Below are 19,620 nucleotides of genomic sequence, written 5' to 3'. Positions count from 1 at the left end.
ACTTTATGAAAGTAGCATCCCTTCCTTATTTCCATCCGTATGTTTTTAAATCCATATCACGCTTAGGTATCTTAGACACATAAGGGTTCCCTTTAACGTAGAAACGATACGGCTTGTCCGTCCAAGTTCCTCGGTCACTAACCCCAATTCGTCCCGATTCGACCACTTCTTTTGGGACTTTCACATGATCAATGTCTAAGTCAAGGGCGGTGTTACCAAGCTCAATCAAGTTCATATCCTTGTCATAAATCCCCAAGGCATCTATTAATTTTCCCGGGCCATTAGTCAATTCAAAACCATTTTTCTTACGATTTTGTTTCATCAAGTCAATCCCTTGATAAGGTTCGATTCCACGAATCAAAATTCCCTCTGGTACGTCCTTAGCCTGAGCAGCAACGTCCAAACAAAGTCGACCATGAATGGAGTAGATATAAATCGTGCCAGGAACACCATACAAGGCTTCGTTCGATGGGGTCCTTTTCCCCTGATAGGCATGCGCTGCTGAATCTCTTTGTCCCAGGTAGGCTTCCGCTTCGGTAACGTATCCGCTCATCAACCCCTTTGGAGAATGATAAACCAGTAACGTTCCAAGCATCTTTTTAGTAATCTCATCGGTGGTACCTTCATTAAAAAAATCTCTTAACTTATCTGACAAAACCCTTACCTACCCTACTTCTTATTAAAAACTTTAGACTAACGAATGATAATCGTTGAAATTTTAGACTGCTTAACCAGTTTAACACTAATACTACGATTACCGTGTTCACCGGTCGCATCAGCTCCACAAATTAAGAGATCTGCCTTAAACTTGGGAGCAATGGCATCCAAAATTTCATCGTCAATGTTCCCACCAACCGAAATAATGGGGGTTACGTCCTCCACGCCAGCGTCACTTGCTCGATCGGTGTAATTACCAACCACTTCTCGTAAATGATCCCGTTTTGCTTCGATTTTACTTGGTGTTAAAGAATCATAAATATTAATATCATTATTTTCTAACACCGAGCAAATTCCAAGTGCCGCATGAAACTTAATGGCAATAGTAACTGCGTAACGAAAAGCCCGTTGCGTTGACTTACTATCGTCGGGATCAACTGTCAATAAAATTCTTTCAAATGTCAATGGTTTAAATTTTTCCATTGTCTCCATCCCCTTTCAATAACATCATATCATTAATTTTATGATTTTTAATAAAAAAATAATCAGTAGCAACCCACTGATTATTATTAACTCATTATTCTTTATTAGGATCAGGTAGCGACGCTTCACCAGCACCATTTTGAGCGTCTTCAATACTTTTTACCATTTTTTTAGCATGAATACGACGCATCTTTTCCTTTTTTTGTTTAATTCTTAGATTGTCCATTGCTTTATTTTTAAGCACGATTCCTTCATCATTTTTAACCATGTGGTAAATCGATATCAATATCATGATACATACAAACATTAATGGAAATCCAGCAATCGCACAGAATGTCTGGATGGTGCTAAATCCTCCGACAACTACTAGTCCAAACGAGAATAAGACAAAGACAACAACCCATGTCATTCGGTTAAACTGGGTTGGTTCCTGTCCCTCCTTTAACCCTAAACTTGTAAATGAGGAAACAATGAAAGCTGAGGACGAGATGGTCGTCGCCAGAAAGATAAAACACGAAATACAGTAAACGACAAAAACAATTACCTTAAAGGGCAAACTGGATAATACAGCAGTAATGACAGCAGCCTGCCCCTGAGTATTCAAAATATGAACCAAGTTAATCTGTCCGGTCCTTTGTAACCATAACGAATAGCCACCAAGAATTGCATAAAAACTTAAACATCCTACTGAACCGTAACCAAGCATTCCAATCAAAGTGGAACGAATGGTTCGTCCTTTAGAAATACGAGCAATAAAGAGTCCCATGACCGGCATGTATGACAGCCACCAGCCCCAGTAGAAAATCGTTTCCAGTTTGGCAACGTCCGCAGTTCCATTGGGAATGGTATTAGTCGACATGGAAACAAACTTATCAGCCAAGAGTCCCAAACTGTTGGTCTCTGAACTTAAGATATAAATAGTTGGACCAACTAACAGGACAAAGGCTAAGAAAATAATGGCTGTCCAAATATGGGCATCACTCAAACGATCAATTCCACCATTTAATCCCTTATAAACGGTCCAGGCAAAGATCACAAATAGCACCGCAAAGAGCGCAGTTTTAAGTTCCAAATTATCTGGAATCCCTAATAAACGACTTAAAACATTAGAAATAATGGGAATTTCCATTCCAACCGATGATCCAACACCACCCATAATTCCAAAGACAACCAGAAAATCAACTAGCTGTCTGGTGTAATACTTCCACCTAGCCTCACCTTGAATAAAATCAATGGCAGAGCTAAGGCGTTGTACCTTGCCGTGTTTAACAAATAGAATATAAGCAATGGCAATCGTGGCCGGAGCAAACATCATCCATGCCATTGGTCCCCAGTTAAACTGACCAAACATGTGCGCATAATTATAAGCACTCTGTGAAAATGGTTTAGCCCCAAAGGGAGGATGCTGCAAGTATCGAAGCGGATCCACCATACTCAACATTAAAATGCTGGCATCAATTGCGGTCGCAAAGACCATGCTGCCCCACTGCAAATCACTATACTCTGGTTTGGAGTGGGGCTCACCCAAGCGGATAGCACCATACTTTGAAAAGATTAACCACATAAAAAATAAGAAGTTAATTATGTAAACCACCATATAGGCCCATCCCATTTGATTAGTGATCCAATTTAAGGCTACCGCTAGTACTCCTTGCAACTTGGAACCACCAATAATCAGAATGATTGAACCAATTCCAAAAATTAATAAGGTTGGAATAAAGACGAATTTATCAATATTAAATTTTTTAAAAATAAAGAAATCCCTCCAAACGCTTTTTTCACAACAAAAAACGCTATGTATGGTGCTCATAGAGCCACTTGCATAGCGTTGTAAAGGTCACACAAATGATAATTACTTATCTTTCACTATCATTATACACAACTAAGATAATAAGTAAAATTCACTAATTATTATCAATCTTTTTTAATACTTTGGCTGGATTGCCGACTAAAACCACATCGTCTCCAAATGATTTGGTAACAACAGCTCCAGCACCAACCACCACATTGTTTCCGAGGGTTACGCCGGGAACAATGGTGACATGACCACCAAACCAGGCATTATCACCGATGGTAATGGGAGCGGCCATCTCGACGTCCGCGATTCGCTTTTTAGCGTTTAACGGGTGGACGTTTGTATAAAGTCCACAATTAGGACCTATGTAACAATTTTTACCAAATGTGATTGGAGCCGTATCAAGCAGCGTTAATCCGTAGTTAGCGTAAAAGTTGTCTCCGATGTAAATATTAAAGCCATAATCAAACTCCATCCCAGTCTCAACAAAGAATCTTGGTCCGCTCTTTTTTAACAAGGATTGAATCAGTTGGTTCCGCCTCTCATTATTAGGGGTATTATTAGCCTCCTGCAACTGCTTTCGACAAAGGATCCTTCGACTAATCAGTTCTTTATCAAATTGATTATAAGATTCTCCCTTAGTCATTTTTTCTCTTTCACTCGTCATTGAATCACTCCTTTTAGGTCTTAACCTTATTATTAGGAAAATTTACATTTTGTCCATAGTCTGATTCAATTTCTCGTCCACGAAGACGTTCCCTTTATTTGTGGCATGACCCTTCGTCCAACCAAATTGGATGTTAGGAAACTGTTTCAATAAATCATCCAATTGTTGCCAGAGTTCCTTATTTTTAAGTTCTCCGCCACTACGTTTCCATCCGCGCTTTTTCCACCCGTCAATCCAGTGTTTAGTAATGGCGTTTAAAACGTATTTTGAATCGCTGACAACCCCAACACTCTGGTCGTTAAGCTGATGATCAAACAACCATTTCAAAGCTTTCACGAGTGCCATAATCTCCATTCTATTATTAGTCACCCCATACTCACCGCCTGAATCAACGTGCTGACCGGTCGGAGCATCAATTAGGTATGCCCACGCCGCCTTATCGTTTGATTTGACGTGACCACCAGCAACATTACCGTGATTTCTGGAACCACCATCGGTAAATACAATGATGGTTGGGCGTTTACCTACTTTACTTTCCACCGGATGGTTTTCAAATTGAACCCCATATAAGTACGCGCCAGCTTCTCTTTTAGTTGTAAAACTTTTATACTCAGCTCCCGAAAATCCATCAACTTGCTTTTTAGTGAGTTCCCACGTCGGATAAATTCCAGGGTGTCTCCCCTGCTTTACCGCGTAATACTTCTTATTCTTTGCCATTTTAGCTCCATTTGAATTAAAATCTTAATTAATTATTACATTTAATCATATCGTTTTGCATTTTGTAATATTTATGCGAAAATAACATACAGGAGGGGATTCATACAATGGCTGACATAGCTGCAAAATTAATTACAGTTGATCAAGCGTTAGCAATGCTCAAGGACCGTCATGCTCAAAAAAATGAACGTTTTCCCAAGTTAATGACTCCCGGTAAGTACATTTTACCAGATTACTTCTTAACTAGAAAAAGGGAAGCGTTTAAGATTAGAAAGCATACTTTCTTAAAGCGGCGCTCCCGCTCATACGTTGCTTTCGATTCAGAGAATGGTCAGACGCTTTGGTTGCACAATTTCCCTAGTCTATCAGAAGCATTATTCTGGTTAGATACCGGCCTTAAACCAGCCGATTCTGATTCAGGATCTTCATTCAAAGAATGGAAACAAGAGCATGCAAAAGAAATTGAAGGCATGAAAGACCAGCTTAGACAAATGCCAAAACCTAAAAAAAGTAAACCAAAAAAAGCTAAAAAGGGTAAAAAGCATTAATATCAAAAGTCCCGAGTTGAATTTGGGTTTTTGATTAACTAATTTCACAAAAAAGCACCGCTCAATCAAATGAGGGGTGCTTTTTTGTAGCTGCTGTGGCTGGGCTCGAACCAGCGACATCTTCATTAACAGTGAAGCGTTTCTACCAACTGAACTACACAGCAATAATGAATTACTTAATTTGTTGTTCACAAGTATACACAGTTATTAATTAACTGTCTACTGTTTTATCAAATTATTTTAAATAAAAAAAGTTCTGCGCTAAAGAAACGCAGAACTCAAGTTTAATCTATTTTCGCAGCTGCTCGTTTGGGTAAATGATAACCTTTAAAGAGTTCGATTTATCCGTTCTTGATTTTTCAAGAGCCGCTTTCGTTTCATCTAGTGGATAAAAGTTAGTTAATAGATTATCAACCTTATCAGTGTTTTTAGCTAAAATCTTTAATCCAGTCTTGTAGTTGTTACAGTATCTAAAGATCCCCATAATGGTGGTTTCATGGTCAGTCATGAACGGAACATCCAGTGGCGTTTGGTCGGTTGTTGGGACACCAATGTAGGCGACTTTGCCACCCCGCTTCAGTGCGTGAAGTGAAGTTTGTTCACCTGGAACTGATCCTGAAGCGTCAATGGCGTAATCAACGCCCGTTCCATTTGTGATGGTCTTAACTTCGTCTAAAACATCCGCATTTTTAATGTTAATTGCATGAGTAGCTCCCAGCTTCTTGGCGGTATCAAGTCGGAGTTGCTCGGTATCACTAACAATGATGGTGTCAGCACCATGGGCCTTTGCAGCTAAGATCGCAAGCAATCCAACTGGTCCCATCCCTGAAATCAAAATAGTAGATCCCACGTCAACTCCCAATTTCTGTGTAGCATGAACGCCAACTGATAGTGGCTCATTTAGAGTCGCCTCTTCATAAGAAACGTTTTCAGGAATGTGATAAACAAAGTCTTGTGGATAAACGATGAATTGAGTTAAATCACCATCAACTGGCGGGGTCGCCATGAATTGCATGTTAGGACAGAGGTTATAATGACCGGTTCGACAAGCCTCACAATGACCACAGGGAACACCCGGTTCCATTGCGACTCGATCACCACGTTTAAAGTCGGTTACTTGATCACCCACTGCTACAATCACACCAGAACTTTCATGTCCTAAGATTAAGGGTTTTTTAACCACAAAATCACCAATGTGTCCTTGGTCATAGTAGTGAACATCTGAACCACAGATTCCAACTGCCACAACTTTAATCAAAACATCAGTTGGACCCATTTTCTTTAACTTAGTGTCCTTCATATCAATATCAAACATTTTTTCTAAGACCGCACTTTTAGTGGTCTTAGGCATATTATTTTTGTCATAGTCGGGAATTTTTACATCAGTCATGATTTTCAGTCTCCTTTATTAAGAACTCATTTACAAAAATCATTTTAGGTTAGAAACCTACAACTCCCATTTTTATCATCCCATTCCCATAATTTTCACCATCATTATCACACCTTGCTCAGTGGTTATCAATAAAAAAGCACAAAAAAATAGACCACTAATTATCAAAATAAATCAATAATCAGACGTCTAGTAAAAGTTAATTAGTTCAATTATTTAGCAGGTTTTTGCTTCAAAAACTTTTGTAAGTCTGCTACTTCTTTTTGTTTTGCTTTACGTTTTTTAGTGTCGATCGGACGACGACCTTGGACACCATTTGGATGACAAATTCTCATGATGAAAAACTCCTTCCAATTAAGTCTAATTCCTTAAATACATCAGCTCTTAGTATTATAATACATGGAACAGGTAAAAATCAAATCAAACTAGAATGGAGACGCAAAAAATGGCTAAAGATTATCCACAAGCAGTAACGATTGCTGGAAGCGATAGCGACGGTAGTGCTGGCGTCCAAGCTGATTTAAACACTTTCTTTGCCCGTCGGGTCTACGGGGCATCGATTATCACAGCATGTGTATCGGGTAATTCATATGGGATTCACGATAGTGTTAACATGCCGACTAGTTTTATTGACCAGGAATTTAAAGACCTCGGTGATGACTTTCACATCTTGGCTGCTAAAACTGGCATGTTATCAGACGCTAACATCATTAATACGGTCGTAAAAGATTATCAGCTCTATGACTTTGGTCCCCTCGTGGTTGATCCAGTAATCACCACCAAATTTGGTACCATGCTTTTAGAAACGGATGCTTTTGACGCCATGAAAAACCAACTGGTTCCCATGGCAACCGTCCTCACGCCGAACTTTTTTGAAGCGCAAAAGTTGACTGGTTTAGACGTTGACGATCCCAACTTTATGGCAAAGTCAGCTCAAGCCATGCAGGACATGGGGGCTAGTAACGTAATTGTCAAAGGACGCCATGATGACCCTAGTCAGACCAAGGTTTCTGACTACGTTTTACTTGAAGACGGCAAACATTTTAATACCGACGGCCCTTATTTTACCACCGACCGTAAAAACGGAACTGGTGATACTCTTTCAGCTGGCATTACCGCTGAACTGGCAAAAGGACACACTGTTGCCGATTCCATTAAGATTGCCAAACAATACGTTGATGGCGCAATCGAAGACGAGATCCAAGTTGGTCATAAATATGGTCCAATCAATCATTGGGCAAGATAATTTAGGAATTAATATTTGTAAGACGCAAATTCATTAATTAAGGGATGAGTTTGGGTCTTTTTTTGGATTGAGCTCAATTTTCATTTGAGGCAAATTAATCATAATGTGGTATGTTCTAATTATCCAAGCTTAAATAATTTTGATTATTAATTTATTGATCAAAAAGGAAAGGAATCTTATGTTTCATGAAAGCAAACAAACCAATAAAATTATTTTTAGACATGGATAACGTGTTAGTTAATACCATCCCTGTTCTAAACCAACGGGCGAAATCATTACCAACCGGAGCTCGTCCTGATCGGATCCCCGGCATCTTTAAGGATCTTGATCCGACCGAAAATGCGATTGAAAGTGTTAATCAATTAAAAAAATATTATGATTTGTACATCCTCACTACTGCTCCGTGGAGCAATCCAAGTGCTTGGCAGGATAAGGTAGCGTGGATTCAACGCTACTTTGGTCAGGAAAAAGGAAGCCCCTTTTACAAAAAAATCACAATGACTCACGATAAGAGTCTCGTTCACTACGTTGGTGGAATTCTGATCGATGATCGTCCGTATCATGGTGCCAGTGCTTGGAACGACACCAAAACCAACAGTGTGTGGATCCAATACGGATTTGATAAACGATTGACTTGGAAAGATGATCTAGTTCCATTCTTGATTAAAATTGCCCAATATGACAATCAAACTAACCAGTTGATTGATGCCGTCAATCAAGCTAATGATCAAAATCCAAAATACGTCGTCCACGGAAATGTAAGTACGTTTCAAAAAGAAAATTGGGAATAAGGGAGAAAATAAAATGATTACAAACAGTACTAAAATGTTAGATAAAGCTCGAAAAGAACACTATGCCGTTCCGGCATTCAACGTCAACAACCTCGAATGGGCGAAAGCCATCTTAGAAGCATGTGAAGAAGCCAAGTCACCGGTCATTATGCAGGTTACTTCTGGTGCGGCCAACTACATGGGCAGTTTTAGATTAGCCTATGATTTGATCGTGGATATGCACAATGCATTAAACATCACCGTACCGGTCTCAATCCATCTCGATCACGGAAACTACTACGACTCCATTAAAACCCTTGGAATCAAGTTCACTTCAATCATGTTTGACGGGTCTGCCTTACCATTAAACGAAAACCTTGAAAAAACCAAGACCCTAATTAAGTTAGCACACGCAGAAGACGTTAGTGTCGAAGCTGAAGTCGGAACCATTGGTGGTGAAGAGGACGGAGTAATTGCTGATGGTGAAATTGCACCAGTTGATTCAGCCGTCAAAATGGCCGAGACTGGCGTAGACATGCTGGCAGTTGGCATCGGTAATATCCACGGTAAGTATCCAAAGGACTGGAAGGGTCTCAACTTTGCTCATCTAAAAAAGATCGACCAAGCCCTTTATGATAATACGGGAAAGCAAATCCCATTGGTTCTCCATGGCGGCTCTGGAATTCCTGATGACCAAATCAAAAAGGCTATTCAATTAGGAATCTCTAAGATCAACGTCAATACTGAGGGACAATTAGCTTTCCACCAAGCAATGCGTGACTACGTCCACTCTGATAAAGACCTCGAAGGAAAAAATTATGACCCCCGAATCTTCTTAAAGGCTGGAACCAACGCGCTTAAAAACATGTGCCTAGACCGGATTAGAGTCTTTGGATCAGAAAACAAAGCCTAATTCATACCCGTTATCAAAATAATTAATCCATCTGGATTCACATTTATCTAAAAATGTGAATCCTTTTTTTATTCCATCAGTTCATTCATCAACTACATATAATAAAATGAATAAAGTTTGACGAACGTTAACCCACGTGATTACTCATTTTCTTACTCAAAGCCGGATATTATCCAGGATGCTTTTATTGTGAAATTTGATATTGGTAGTATACTAACCGTTAAAGAAAACGTTTTCTTTAGTTTATGAATGCTGCCATCAAGCGAATCCTAGGAAAATGGCACATTTAATAATTATGTGAAATATGGTTTATTTGTGAAAGTAAGAAGTGATAGACAAAATGAAAAAATATATTTTAGTAATTGACGAAGGAACCACCAGTGTTCGCGCTATCATTTACGATAAAAACGCAAACGTGGTATCTAGCGATCAAAAAGAATTAACCATGTATTTCCCGGAACCCGGTTGGGTGGAACAGGATGCTAACGAAATTTGGTTAACCGCCCAAGCCGTGATGGCAACCGCCATTATCAAGGGCCGGATTAATCCGAATGAGATCGCTAGTATCGGAATTACTAATCAACGAGAAACCACCGTAATTTGGGACAAAGAAAGTGGATTGCCCATTTCTAAGGCCATTGTGTGGCAATCACGTCAAACTGCCCCAATAGCCAAAACAATGATTGATGCCGGGTATAAAAGCATGGTGCAAAAGAAAACCGGCTTAATTATCGATGCGTATTTTTCTGCCACTAAAATCAGATACATCTTGGATCAAGTCTCTGGTGCCCAGGAACGAGCCGAAAATGGTGAACTTCTGTTTGGTACGATCGACAGTTGGTTACTTTGGAAACTAACGGGCGGTGAAGTTCATGCGACCGATTATTCGAACGTTTCTCGAACCATGCTATATAACATCGAAAATCTCGACTGGGATCCTGAATTACTGAACATTCTCAATATTCCTAAAGTCATGCTTCCAGAAGTCAAGGACTCATCGGGAGTCTTTGGTAAGAGTCTGCCGGAAAACTTTTTTGGTGCTTCGGTTCCCATCTCTGGAATCGCTGGTGATCAACAAGCCGCTCTATTCGGTCATTTAGCGGTTAATTCCGGTGACGTTAAAAACACTTATGGTACCGGTTCCTTTATTGTGATGAATACGGGAAAAAAGCCCAAATACTCACACAACGGCTTATTAACCACGATTGGTTATGGAATTGGTGGTCAAATTACCTACGCTTTGGAGGGATCCGTGTTTATTGCTGGTTCCGCCATCCAGTGGCTAAGGGATCGCATGCAGTTAGTTAAAACGGCTCCCGATACCGAAAATCTAGCCAACAAGTCTAATAATCACAATGAGGTTTATGTCGTCCCAGCATTCACTGGATTAGGTGCTCCATACTGGAATCCAGACGCGCGTGGTGCGGTCTTCGGTTTATCACGTGGAACCACCAAAAATGACTTTGTTAAGGCAACGTTACAGTCCATTGCCTATCAAAGTCGGGACGTTGTGGGTGCCATGGTAAATGATACTAATATGCCAGTCACCAACCTCCATGTTGATGGGGGAGCCTCGTTAAATAACTATTTAATGCAATTTCAATCCGATCTTTTAGAGACCTCAGTCGTGCGATCAAAAGACATTGAAATGACAGGACGTGGTGCCGCCTATTTAGCGGGACTAGCCATTGGATTCTGGAAGAGTATTGACGAACTTAAAAAACTTCAGCCTGAGCCAACCATTTTCAATCCCAACATGGAAAAAGATGAAGCAGAAAGCTTATATTCGGGCTGGAAACAAGCAGTTAAGGCAACTGAATCATTTAAGCCTCAGGAGAATGAAAATGAATAACTTTTCGTATAAAAACCGAAACCAAGATATTGATCAACTTAAAAATGATGATTTTGACGTCACAATCATTGGCGGTGGCATCACTGGAGCAGGCATTGCCGTTCAGGCCGCTGCTTCGGGTCTCAAAACCGCTTTAATTGATATGCAGGATTTTGCTGAAGGAACCAGTAGTCGTTCGACCAAACTCGTTCATGGGGGAATCCGCTACCTCAAGACTTTTGATATTGACGTCGTAAACGACACCGTCAAGGAACGAGCCATTGTGCAACATATCGCTCCACACATCCCTCGTCCTTCTAAAATGCTACTGCCACTTTACGATAATAAGGATGACACCTTCACCCCGTTAAGCGCAGAAGTCGCCATGGCCATTTACGATCATTTAGCCAACGTTCCAAAAGACAGTCCCTTTGCACACCAAACACTGTCAAAAGCGGATGCAGAGAAAAAATTACCCAACCTAAACCACAATCATTTAGTTGGGATGGGAGTCTATCTTGATTACAAAAATAACGATGCGCGCCTCACAATCGAAAACATTAAACAAGCAGTCAGTGATGGTGCCGTTGCCGTTAGTCACGTTAAAGCAGTCAACATCGAAAACGATCACAATCAAAAGATTGTAAACGTGATTGATAGAGAAGATAACACCGAATTTCCAATTAAATCCAAAATCGTCATCAATGCGGCAGGCCCTTGGTACGATGGCATTGTTAAAATGTTTGATTACGATCATAAGCAAAAAATCAGACCTACCAAGGGAGTTCACTTAGTAGTTGATCAAAGCAAACTTAAGGTGCCCCTCCCCGTTTACTTAGACTCTGGGTTAGACGACGGTCGGATGATTTTTATCATCCCAAGATTTGGAAAAACTTACTTTGGAACGACGGACACGGATTACGATGGTGATTACAGTAACCCAACCGTTAATCAAAAAGATGTTAACTATCTCTTAAAGACCGTTAACCAACACTTCCCAAACGCTAACTTAACGACTAACGATATAGAAGCAAGCTGGGCTGGCATTCGTCCTTTGATTGAATCCGGTGATTATAACGGGAATACCACGCACAAAAACTTAAACGACGACGATCTGCACCACTTGGACACTAAAATCAATCAATACTTTAACCGGCAGATTGACCACAACGACGTTAACAATTACGTTCATTCGGTAGTTTCAAACGACCAAAGTGCTTCAAGTGTTTCACGTGGATTTGAAATCAAACTGGTCGACGGTGTCATCAATGTCTCTGGCGGTAAATTAACCGATTACCGGCTAATGGGCGAAGACACGATGAAACTTGTCAAAAAAGAACTGGAACAAAAATTTGATCAACCTGTTTCATTAATTGACTCTAAAAATTACCAAATCTCTGGTGGCCACTTCGATTCAAACGACGTTAACGGCAACATTAAAAGTTATGCTGCCACCTTAGTCAACCGCGGCTTAAGCACCAAGGAAGCCATGGCGATTGCCAACCTGTTTGGATCAAACACTCCCTTAATCGCTAACTACGTTGCCAGTGGCGTCACTGCGCCAGGTCTAACTTTGGCAGAAACAAGTGTTCTTCACTACTCAATCGATCACGAAATGATCAGTCGTCCGATCGACTTCTTACTTAGAAGAACGAACTACCTCCTATTTGATTCCGAAAAAACCAATCAAATCGAGAGGCCGGTCATCGATGAGATGAGTCGCCAATTAGGCTGGGATCGAGCAACTAAAGAAAACATGACCAGGGAATACTTTAAGATCCGCCATCAGTCTCAATTAAAGAAACTAAAGGAGGCTAGTCTCAATGAGTAATCGAATTCCACTTATTTTAGCAAATTGGAAAATGAACAAAACCAGCAAAGATATTGAGGACTTCTTAAAATCATTAGAAGGTAAGTTGCCTGATAAAAACCTCGTTCAAGTTGGCATTGCGGCTCAAAACGTCTACCTTTATAAAATGGTTCAGTTCATTCAATCCCAAAAAGAGCCCATCGAAGTTTTTGCCGAAAATTTGCACTGGGCCGACGAAGGTCCGTACACCGGAGAAACGTCCCCGGTTGCATTATCAGACCTTGGAATCAATGGTTCTATTATTGGTCACTATGAACGCCGCAAGATGTTTAAAGAAACGAACGGTACAATTGGATTAAAAATCATGGGTAGTTTTCGCAATCACCTCACTCCGGTAGTGGCAATCTCAGAAGATACCTCAACCTATAATCCTGATGATCTGGAGATGTCACCCTTAACCGAAATTGCCGTTTCATTTGCTGGCATCAACAGAAAGGATGCTGAACATTTAGTCATCGCATACGAACCATCGTGGTCCATCGGTGCCGCTAAAACAGCCTCATTAGCGGAGATTGAACATGCAGCACGGGTGATTCGCACCTCCCTTAAGATTATTTTTGGAAATGACACTGCCGAAAAGATTAGGATTCAATACGGTGGAGCAGTCACCCCAGAAAATGCCAAAGCCATTTTTTCATCACCAAATATCGACGGACTGTTGATTGGAAGAGCCTCATTATCTTCAGATACCTTTCTTAAAATCATCAATGACGTGGCCGAAGTTCAAAGAGGAACCTAATAATGAAATTAAAAATCTTTGGTGAACTGGTTGGGACTGCCTTATTAATCTATTTAGGAACAGGCCTCATCATTTTCAGCGGACCGTACGCTGACCAGTTAGGTCCGTCGGTTGGATGGGGTCTCACCTTATCCATTCTGGTTTATGCCACTGGACCACTTTCAGGAGCTCATCTAAATCCAGCCGTAACCCTTACCATGTATTTAACTAAAAGAATGCCCGGAAAAGAGGCGATTATTTATGTAATTAGTCAACTAGTCGGCGGTCTCTTAGGTGAAATTTGTGTCGTTTTAACCTACGTCTCACTGCTTAACAAGACTGGTGAAAGTTGGAACAAGGAAGTTAGCACTAATTATTTAGGTGGAACGGTCTTCCCCCACATCTCCGCTCCAATTGCTTTCTTCACCGAAGTTCTACTGACCACCACTTTGTTAATTGTGATCCTAGTCTTAAACCATTCTAAAACAAATATGTATGCCATTCAGTCACCAATTGCCGTCGGCTTTACCATCTTTGTTTTGGTAATTGTTGGTGGTAAGTTAACCGGCGCTTCAATGAATCCCGTCCGATCATTGTTCCCCGCTATTTTTGCTGGCGGATTAGCATTAAAATCACTATGGCTTTATCTAACAGCACCACTTGTCGGTTCGATTCTGGCAGCCTTAATAAACCAATACATTATTTCAGACCGAAGCGAACGAATTTAGTATTATAAATAAAAAAGCTCCCAAACCGGAGCTTTTAAATCAAACCGTACCCACAGGGGCTCGTCTTTAACGACGGGTCCCTTTTGTTGTCAATACCATCAACGTAAAGAGTCCTTACCATTTTTCGGGACTCCAACTTCTCCCATCAATTTCATTTTCAGCCTGCTCATTTCTTTTGGCCTGTTCTTTAACTAACTGTTTACATCCATATAACAGTGCACGATTAATAAATGACGTCTGGGTCTTAATTAATTCATTAATCTTATTAGTCGTCCATTCTTCGTTATCATCCATAATTAGTCTTCCTCCTGATTCCGAATTAGGTTAATTTGTTCCTTTAAGTCATTTAAATTATCTTGACTGGTTTCCACTTCTTTAATAATTAAATCCAGATCCTGCTTATGTGATTTCATACTTCCAGTTGCCAATTTCTTTAGTTGAAAAGCCATCCACGTCTCACGTTCGTTAAAGTTAAAGGGATACTTAGCTGTCAAATACATCTGGTAGTCAACAAGCAACTTTTTTTTCTCATCATCCGACATGTACCCAAATTGCGAAATCACAAGTGGTGTCATAAACTTCATACCTGCTTGTCTAGCAAGGGCTTCGTATGGTGTCATAATTTGAGAAATACTAAAGGATTGACTAGCACCCACCGCAAACGATGATTTAGGGTAGCCCACACTCGTCACGATTCCGAGTTTCTTGCCCTTTAAACGGCCATCTTCATTAGCGTACGTGTAGGCCCGACTTAAGACCTCATCCTCCCAAACTTTAAGCGATGAGGGGGCACTATACCAATAAAGTGGAAACTGAAAAATGATCCGATCAGCCTTATTTAAGAGGTCACGCTCAGCTTGCACGTCAATTGGATCACTTCCATATATTTCATCTAAACAGTGCCATGTAACATCGGCTAAATCAGCTTGACTGGTTCTTAGAAATTCCTGGGTAATTGAGTCCTGAAACTTGGGGTGTGAAACGATTATTAATGTTTTCATGCCTTCATCTTCTTTTAATTGATTAATATAAGTCTATCATATTGACATCAGTAGAATTTATGTTATATTTAAATAGATGTGTGAATGGTTTCGAGTTTCTAAGGTTTCTTGTTTTGTATTATTATGAAATGACTTCCTTTTAAGATTCAAACTAAGCAACACTGAAAAATTTATTGCGCTATGCGCTAGGAGGTTTCATATTATGAAACAAGGTACTGTTAAATGGTTTAACGCTGACAAGGGTTATGGTTTTATTACTACTGATGATGGTGATGTATTCGTACATTACTCAGCTATCAACAAGGATGGCTTCAAGACCCTTGACGAAGGCGAAAAGGTTACTTTGGACGTTGAAGAAGGAGACCGTGGTCCCCAAGCTGCTAACGTTACTCCAATGGACTAATTTTAGCCAAACAAAAAGAGTTCTGCAATCGCAGAGCTCTTTTTTTATACATATTTTTAAATTAAAAAACTAGTTAACCTTAAAGTTCATGTACTTCGATGCAAAGATGACCAATTCTTCAACGGGCTCTTCCATCCCGTCTTCTGTCCACGTTAGTAAAACTTCAGTTAAACCACCTGAAATCAACGAAATTAGCATTTTCGATGAATTGGCGCGCAACTCTAATATATCGTCGTCAACCAGATTCGTAATGTATTTTTTTAAGATTTTAAGTAACAAATAAGACAGATCATTATCAACGATTACATCCATCATCCGCTTATTCTCTTTAATAATCGTAAAGAAAGTCGTTGCTAGGCCGTTAAAATTAGAGACCTTTTGCGCTAATAAACGATTAATAAAGGTTGAAAAGGTCTCCTGAAATTGACCAACGATGACGTCTTCCTTGGTATGGAAGTTACGATAAAACGTCATCCGGGAAACCCCAACGTGTTTGGAAATGTCTTTCACCGTAATTTCTTGATAAGACTTAGTTTGGAGCATCTCAAACGTTCCTTCAATTATTCTCTTTTTGGCTGTTTCTTTTTTTGCCATATTTTCACCATTCGACCATAAACATGAGAGATTAACTTGGCAAATAAATAAGCGTGAAGAATGTTCTCCTCACACTTATTTATTTTTTAACGAGTCAAGTTGCGTTTGCAATTCATGATACTGATTTGATAATTCCATGTATTCAGTACTCATTTTATTATATTTATTTTCATACTGAGTAGCTCGATCGAGAGCATTTTTTAATTCGTCTTGAAACTGGACCACCTGTGACTTCAAATCACTAGTGCTCTTATCTGAAATGTCAGTACCACTTGTCAAAGCTTGAATTTTACTTTTAAGCTCTTTATTACGAGCCAATAAATCTTTGACCTGTTGTTTCAAATCTGAATCAACCATTATACTCACTTCCTAGACAATTGCATTTTAGTTGAAACCGCAGCACCTTGCAATTAAATTACTAAAATTTACTAAGTTAACGGTTTCAAGATGGGTGCAATCATTGCTCTGGCTGATTTACTCAATTGAAGTTTCTTATTGTGCATTAGCTGATGAACTCGAAAAAGGTTATTTTCACGCTGTTGCCAGTCTTTGACTGGTAGAGCGCCTTGCTTGTTTAATACTTTAATATTCATAAGCAATCCCTCCAAATACAAAATCAACTTAAATGATTAGTTCAAGTTAACAAGAATTATAATACATATTTCAAAATTAGTCATCTCTTGTAATTTATTGCCCGTATCAATACGTTTGTGCCGCCCAGCCCTTACAATCCTGTATGCAATAAGTTATAATACAAATATCAAATTAAGAAGGAAGTCTATTCAATGAGTAATTCTACCCAATCAGGCAATACTGCCGCACCACAAATGACTTGGTACGGTAAAACATTTAATATATTACTTAAAGTTTTAATGTCGTTTGTTGGTATCACCATGTTATCACTTGGTGCCACGTTACTTCGATCAAGCAAGATTTTAGGTCTTGATCCTTTTACTGCCGTTAATATTGGTATGTCAAACCATCTGCACATGTCACTTGGTTTGTACCAGTTACTGGCTAACCTGGTAATCTTCGTGTTTGTCTTGTTCCTTGACCGTCACATGATCGGAATTGGAACCATCATGAACATGGTGCTAGTTGGATTTGAGATTCAAATTTTCACTCAATTTTACCAACAAATCTTCCCGTCGGGGATTAACTTCTTCGTAATCGTTGCTAATGCCTTCTTGGGACTAATCCTATTTACGGCTGGTAGTTCAATCTACATGGCTCCTAATCTTGGTGTTGCCCCCTATGATGCCATTGCTCCAATTGTATCATCACGACTACACATCAAGTACAAGACGGCTCGTGTGATCCAAGATATCCTCTTCTTGATTGCCGCTGTCCTTGCTGGTGGCCCCGTTGGATTTGCATCAATCATCGTCGCCTTCTTTGCCGGTCCACTAATTTCCTACTGGAACAAACACATTAGTGACCCCATTGTTAACGGAATTGACGACTTCAGTGAACAGCCAACGGTTAAACACGCCGCTAGTACGATTTCTAAGGCGACGTTATCTGGGTACCATTATCTAACCCATGCTTATAACGCCACTTTAAACGTTCAGATGAACTTATCAGGGTACACTAATCAACAGTTAGGGACTCGTCTTCACGACGCCCAAACGAACATGGAAGACTCACAGAAGGCTTACAATGCTTACCGGACCCAGTACAGAATGTTGATGGCAGAAATGATGAAACGAAGCAAAAACGGTAACGTTAATCCACAATCAACTGGTAGTACTACTGATGGTGCTCCGCAAAATTCAAAAGATTCTGATGCCAATAATAATAATCTCAATGATTCCAAAAAGTAATTAAATACCCAAAAGGTCCAGCAATAACGGAGACGTTAGTTGCTGGACCTTTTTTTATTTATAATCTTGATCATTGTTCGCGCTTATAATTAGTCATTTTTAATGGCTCAACCCATTTATCAAAGTTATCACCAGTGACGTATCCTGAATCAATGGCCGCCTGTCTAAGATTCGTCTTTCCCTTTAAAGCAGCATTGGCAATTTCAGCTGCTCGATGATAGCCAATGTGTGGTGACAATGCCGTTACCGTCATCAAAGAATTATGGACCAACTCCTCCATGCGATCTTGGTTGACTTCAATCCCTTTGACCATCAAGTCCGTAAAGTGGCTTAAGATGCCTGTCAGTGACTGAACGGAATCAAGAAAACAGGATATGATAATTGGCTTATAGACATTCATTTCAAAGTTTCCCTGGGTGTTAGCAACTTCGATGGTCGTATCATTTCCCATGATGCGCGCTACTACCATATCCATGGCTTCACCCTGAGTCGGGTTCACCTTGCCAGGCATAATCGATGACCCAGGTTCATTAGCGGGAATTTTAATCTCACCGTAACCAGCTCTAGGACCACTCGCTAGAAATTTAATGTCATTGGCAATTTTCATCAGATCAGTTGCAAGCGTCCGCACAGCCCCATGCGTCATGGTAATGGCCGAATGGGAAGCTAATCCATAAAATTTATTTTCAACTTCAAACGGCTCATGATACTTATTACCCAGGGTTTGAACCATTTCCTTATCAAAGTCTTCCGTCGTATTAAGGCCGGTCCCGACTGCTGTTCCACCAATTGGTAGCCCCAGTAGTGACTTCGAATTGTCCCTCACAAAATCAAGGTCGTGTTGAATGGTGCTAGCCCATCCCGACACTTCCTGTCCAAACGTCATCGGAGTGGCGTCCTGTAAATGAGTGCGCCCAATCTTAACCACATCCCAATACTTTTTCTGTAAGTGATGCATAACATTAATCAAATGCTCCAACTCAGGTAACAGCTGATTGATGGCAACCAGACTTGCAATGTTCATTGCCGTTGGAAACGTATCATTTGAACTCTGGGAATGATTAACATCATCATTTGGTAAAACATTAATCTTTGGATTAATCTGATTAGCAACGTGGGCAATCACCTCGTTCACGTTCATGTTAGTCTGAGTTCCCGATCCAGTTTGGTAAATGTGTAACGGGAAGTTTTGCATTAATTGATTATCGGAAAGACTCAATAGTTTTTGGGCACCCTGCTCAATCAACTCACCCTTTTTTCGATCGATGGTGTCTTGTTTGATGCTCACCTCGGCAGCACTTGCTTTAATGTTTATGAGAGCGCGAATTACCAATACTGGTAACTTGGGACCGACAGGAAAATTATGCCGGCTCCGCTCGGTTTGAGCACCCCACAAAGCATCCTTTGGCACCTTGACGTCTCCAAGCGTGTCACTTTCAATTCGATAATCAGACATTTTGTCATCT

The 19,620-nt window shown here is 40.2% G+C and carries 23 protein-coding genes and 1 tRNA gene; 10 read left to right on the top strand and 14 right to left on the bottom strand.

What is annotated here, in order from left to right; translation table 11 throughout:
- Positions 1–25: 25 nt before the first annotated feature.
- The 5 genes from AC6UDF_RS01125 to AC6UDF_RS01105 form a co-directional block, all read right to left on the bottom strand.
- Positions 26–655, bottom strand: coding sequence for a DNA-3-methyladenine glycosylase (locus tag AC6UDF_RS01125; protein ID WP_500723741.1), 630 nt, complete (start codon positions 653–655; stop codon positions 26–28).
- 38 nt (positions 656–693) lie between these two features.
- Positions 694–1,140 (bottom strand): universal stress protein, encoded by a 447-nt coding sequence (locus AC6UDF_RS01120; protein ID WP_500693457.1) that lies wholly within the window; start codon positions 1,138–1,140, stop codon positions 694–696.
- Positions 1,141–1,234: 94 nt separating this feature from the next.
- Positions 1,235–2,950 carry a BCCT family transporter gene (locus AC6UDF_RS01115; protein WP_500693456.1) on the bottom strand — a complete coding sequence of 572 codons (1,716 nt, stop codon included), beginning with the start codon at positions 2,948–2,950 and terminating at the stop codon, positions 1,235–1,237.
- A 94-nt stretch (positions 2,951–3,044) separates the two neighbouring features.
- Positions 3,045–3,602, bottom strand: a complete 558-nt coding sequence (locus AC6UDF_RS01110) for a sugar O-acetyltransferase (protein WP_500693455.1) — start codon at positions 3,600–3,602, stop codon at positions 3,045–3,047.
- A 42-nt stretch (positions 3,603–3,644) separates the two neighbouring features.
- Positions 3,645–4,319, bottom strand: a complete 675-nt coding sequence (locus AC6UDF_RS01105; protein WP_500693454.1) for a ribonuclease H family protein — start codon at positions 4,317–4,319, stop codon at positions 3,645–3,647.
- Between the two features lie 107 nt (positions 4,320–4,426).
- Here AC6UDF_RS01105 and AC6UDF_RS01100 point away from each other — a divergent pair, with 107 nt between their 5' ends.
- Positions 4,427–4,867, top strand: a complete 441-nt coding sequence (locus AC6UDF_RS01100) for a hypothetical protein (protein WP_500693453.1) — start codon at positions 4,427–4,429, stop codon at positions 4,865–4,867.
- A 90-nt stretch (positions 4,868–4,957) separates the two neighbouring features.
- Here AC6UDF_RS01100 and AC6UDF_RS01095 read toward each other — a convergent pair.
- The 3 genes from AC6UDF_RS01095 to AC6UDF_RS01085 form a co-directional block, all read right to left on the bottom strand.
- A tRNA-Asn gene (locus AC6UDF_RS01095) sits at positions 4,958–5,031 on the bottom strand.
- Between the two features lie 125 nt (positions 5,032–5,156).
- Positions 5,157–6,257, bottom strand: a complete 1,101-nt coding sequence (locus AC6UDF_RS01090; protein WP_500693452.1) for an NAD(P)-dependent alcohol dehydrogenase — start codon at positions 6,255–6,257, stop codon at positions 5,157–5,159.
- 212 nt (positions 6,258–6,469) lie between these two features.
- The gene (locus AC6UDF_RS01085) at positions 6,470–6,592 is read right to left on the bottom strand and encodes a hypothetical protein (protein WP_010022570.1); all 123 of its coding nucleotides are present in this window, start codon (positions 6,590–6,592) and stop codon (positions 6,470–6,472) included.
- Positions 6,593–6,702: 110 nt separating this feature from the next.
- Between AC6UDF_RS01085 and thiD the strand changes: the two genes are divergently transcribed.
- From thiD to AC6UDF_RS01050, 7 genes are all read left to right on the top strand, one after another.
- Complete coding sequence (thiD, locus tag AC6UDF_RS01080) at positions 6,703–7,503, top strand: bifunctional hydroxymethylpyrimidine kinase/phosphomethylpyrimidine kinase (protein ID WP_500693451.1); 801 nt, start codon at positions 6,703–6,705, stop codon at positions 7,501–7,503.
- Positions 7,504–7,688: 185 nt separating this feature from the next.
- The gene (locus AC6UDF_RS01075) at positions 7,689–8,294 is read left to right on the top strand and encodes a 5' nucleotidase, NT5C type (RefSeq protein WP_500693450.1); all 606 of its coding nucleotides are present in this window, start codon (positions 7,689–7,691) and stop codon (positions 8,292–8,294) included.
- A 13-nt stretch (positions 8,295–8,307) separates the two neighbouring features.
- The gene (gene fba / locus AC6UDF_RS01070) at positions 8,308–9,186 is read left to right on the top strand and encodes a class II fructose-1,6-bisphosphate aldolase (protein WP_500693449.1); all 879 of its coding nucleotides are present in this window, start codon (positions 8,308–8,310) and stop codon (positions 9,184–9,186) included.
- A gap of 340 nt (positions 9,187–9,526) precedes the next feature.
- Positions 9,527–11,038: a glycerol kinase GlpK gene (glpK, locus tag AC6UDF_RS01065; protein ID WP_500693448.1), complete on the top strand. Its 1,512-nt coding sequence runs from the start codon at positions 9,527–9,529 to the stop codon at positions 11,036–11,038.
- Positions 11,031–12,848 (top strand): FAD-dependent oxidoreductase, encoded by a 1,818-nt coding sequence (locus AC6UDF_RS01060; RefSeq protein WP_500693447.1) that lies wholly within the window; start codon positions 11,031–11,033, stop codon positions 12,846–12,848. The genes glpK and AC6UDF_RS01060 overlap by 8 nt, the downstream gene beginning before the upstream one ends.
- Positions 12,841–13,626: a triose-phosphate isomerase gene (gene tpiA / locus AC6UDF_RS01055; RefSeq protein WP_500693446.1), complete on the top strand. Its 786-nt coding sequence runs from the start codon at positions 12,841–12,843 to the stop codon at positions 13,624–13,626. Before AC6UDF_RS01060 ends, tpiA begins: the two co-directional genes overlap by 8 nt.
- A gap of 2 nt (positions 13,627–13,628) precedes the next feature.
- On the top strand, positions 13,629–14,333 hold the full coding sequence (locus AC6UDF_RS01050) for an MIP/aquaporin family protein (RefSeq protein WP_500693445.1): 705 nt from the start codon (positions 13,629–13,631) through the stop codon (positions 14,331–14,333).
- Positions 14,334–14,447: 114 nt separating this feature from the next.
- Here the strand turns inward: AC6UDF_RS01050 and AC6UDF_RS01045 are convergent, their stop codons facing one another.
- Positions 14,448–14,627 (bottom strand): hypothetical protein, encoded by a 180-nt coding sequence (locus AC6UDF_RS01045; protein WP_500693444.1) that lies wholly within the window; start codon positions 14,625–14,627, stop codon positions 14,448–14,450.
- Between the two features lie 2 nt (positions 14,628–14,629).
- Positions 14,630–15,334 (bottom strand): NAD(P)H-dependent oxidoreductase, encoded by a 705-nt coding sequence (locus tag AC6UDF_RS01040; RefSeq protein ID WP_500693443.1) that lies wholly within the window; start codon positions 15,332–15,334, stop codon positions 14,630–14,632.
- Between the two features lie 202 nt (positions 15,335–15,536).
- Between AC6UDF_RS01040 and AC6UDF_RS01035 the strand changes: the two genes are divergently transcribed.
- Positions 15,537–15,737, top strand: coding sequence for a cold-shock protein (locus tag AC6UDF_RS01035; RefSeq protein ID WP_010022560.1), 201 nt, complete (start codon positions 15,537–15,539; stop codon positions 15,735–15,737).
- Between the two features lie 69 nt (positions 15,738–15,806).
- Here AC6UDF_RS01035 and AC6UDF_RS01030 read toward each other — a convergent pair whose 3' ends face one another.
- From AC6UDF_RS01030 to AC6UDF_RS01020, 3 genes are all read right to left on the bottom strand, one after another.
- Positions 15,807–16,331 carry a TetR/AcrR family transcriptional regulator gene (locus AC6UDF_RS01030; protein ID WP_500693442.1) on the bottom strand — a complete coding sequence of 175 codons (525 nt, stop codon included), beginning with the start codon at positions 16,329–16,331 and terminating at the stop codon, positions 15,807–15,809.
- Positions 16,332–16,406: 75 nt separating this feature from the next.
- Positions 16,407–16,688: a hypothetical protein gene (locus tag AC6UDF_RS01025; protein ID WP_500693441.1), complete on the bottom strand. Its 282-nt coding sequence runs from the start codon at positions 16,686–16,688 to the stop codon at positions 16,407–16,409.
- A gap of 71 nt (positions 16,689–16,759) precedes the next feature.
- Positions 16,760–16,924, bottom strand: a complete 165-nt coding sequence (locus AC6UDF_RS01020) for a hypothetical protein (protein WP_500693440.1) — start codon at positions 16,922–16,924, stop codon at positions 16,760–16,762.
- 192 nt (positions 16,925–17,116) lie between these two features.
- Here AC6UDF_RS01020 and AC6UDF_RS01015 point away from each other — a divergent pair, with 192 nt between their 5' ends.
- A complete protein-coding gene (locus AC6UDF_RS01015; RefSeq protein ID WP_500693439.1) occupies positions 17,117–18,154 on the top strand; it encodes a YczE/YyaS/YitT family protein in 1,038 nt (345 codons plus the stop codon).
- Between the two features lie 70 nt (positions 18,155–18,224).
- Here the strand turns inward: AC6UDF_RS01015 and AC6UDF_RS01010 are convergent, their stop codons facing one another.
- Positions 18,225–19,610, bottom strand: coding sequence for a class II fumarate hydratase (locus AC6UDF_RS01010; RefSeq protein WP_500693438.1), 1,386 nt, complete (start codon positions 19,608–19,610; stop codon positions 18,225–18,227).
- Between the last annotated feature and the right edge of the window lie 10 nt (positions 19,611–19,620).

This window comes from Fructilactobacillus sp. X2R6C1 (assembly GCF_059901295.1).
This window is presented reverse-complemented; position numbering and strand designations above follow the sequence as displayed.

Bases quoted from the DNA above. Each gene is read 5' to 3' on its own strand.
- AC6UDF_RS01120 (WP_500693457.1), bottom strand. From the start codon at position 1,140: ATGGAAAAATTTAAACCATTGACATTTGAAAGAATTTTATTGACAGTT.
- AC6UDF_RS01115 (WP_500693456.1), bottom strand. From the start codon at position 2,950: ATGAGCACCATACATAGCGTTTTTTGTTGTGAAAAAAGCGTTTGGAGG.
- AC6UDF_RS01110 (WP_500693455.1), bottom strand. From the start codon at position 3,602: ATGACGAGTGAAAGAGAAAAAATGACTAAGGGAGAATCTTATAATCAA.
- AC6UDF_RS01105 (WP_500693454.1), bottom strand. From the start codon at position 4,319: ATGGCAAAGAATAAGAAGTATTACGCGGTAAAGCAGGGGAGACACCCT.
- AC6UDF_RS01100 (WP_500693453.1), top strand. From the start codon at position 4,427: ATGGCTGACATAGCTGCAAAATTAATTACAGTTGATCAAGCGTTAGCA.
- AC6UDF_RS01090 (WP_500693452.1), bottom strand. From the start codon at position 6,257: ATGACTGATGTAAAAATTCCCGACTATGACAAAAATAATATGCCTAAG.
- AC6UDF_RS01085 (WP_010022570.1), bottom strand. From the start codon at position 6,592: ATGAGAATTTGTCATCCAAATGGTGTCCAAGGTCGTCGTCCGATCGAC.
- thiD (WP_500693451.1), top strand. From the start codon at position 6,703: ATGGCTAAAGATTATCCACAAGCAGTAACGATTGCTGGAAGCGATAGC.
- AC6UDF_RS01075 (WP_500693450.1), top strand. From the start codon at position 7,689: ATGAAAGCAAACAAACCAATAAAATTATTTTTAGACATGGATAACGTG.
- fba (WP_500693449.1), top strand. From the start codon at position 8,308: ATGATTACAAACAGTACTAAAATGTTAGATAAAGCTCGAAAAGAACAC.
- glpK (WP_500693448.1), top strand. From the start codon at position 9,527: ATGAAAAAATATATTTTAGTAATTGACGAAGGAACCACCAGTGTTCGC.
- AC6UDF_RS01060 (WP_500693447.1), top strand. From the start codon at position 11,031: ATGAATAACTTTTCGTATAAAAACCGAAACCAAGATATTGATCAACTT.
- tpiA (WP_500693446.1), top strand. From the start codon at position 12,841: ATGAGTAATCGAATTCCACTTATTTTAGCAAATTGGAAAATGAACAAA.
- AC6UDF_RS01050 (WP_500693445.1), top strand. From the start codon at position 13,629: ATGAAATTAAAAATCTTTGGTGAACTGGTTGGGACTGCCTTATTAATC.
- AC6UDF_RS01045 (WP_500693444.1), bottom strand. From the start codon at position 14,627: ATGGATGATAACGAAGAATGGACGACTAATAAGATTAATGAATTAATT.
- AC6UDF_RS01040 (WP_500693443.1), bottom strand. From the start codon at position 15,334: ATGAAAACATTAATAATCGTTTCACACCCCAAGTTTCAGGACTCAATT.
- AC6UDF_RS01035 (WP_010022560.1), top strand. From the start codon at position 15,537: ATGAAACAAGGTACTGTTAAATGGTTTAACGCTGACAAGGGTTATGGT.
- AC6UDF_RS01030 (WP_500693442.1), bottom strand. From the start codon at position 16,331: ATGGCAAAAAAAGAAACAGCCAAAAAGAGAATAATTGAAGGAACGTTT.
- AC6UDF_RS01025 (WP_500693441.1), bottom strand. From the start codon at position 16,688: ATGGTTGATTCAGATTTGAAACAACAGGTCAAAGATTTATTGGCTCGT.
- AC6UDF_RS01020 (WP_500693440.1), bottom strand. From the start codon at position 16,924: ATGAATATTAAAGTATTAAACAAGCAAGGCGCTCTACCAGTCAAAGAC.
- AC6UDF_RS01015 (WP_500693439.1), top strand. From the start codon at position 17,117: ATGAGTAATTCTACCCAATCAGGCAATACTGCCGCACCACAAATGACT.
- AC6UDF_RS01010 (WP_500693438.1), bottom strand. From the start codon at position 19,610: ATGTCTGATTATCGAATTGAAAGTGACACGCTTGGAGACGTCAAGGTG.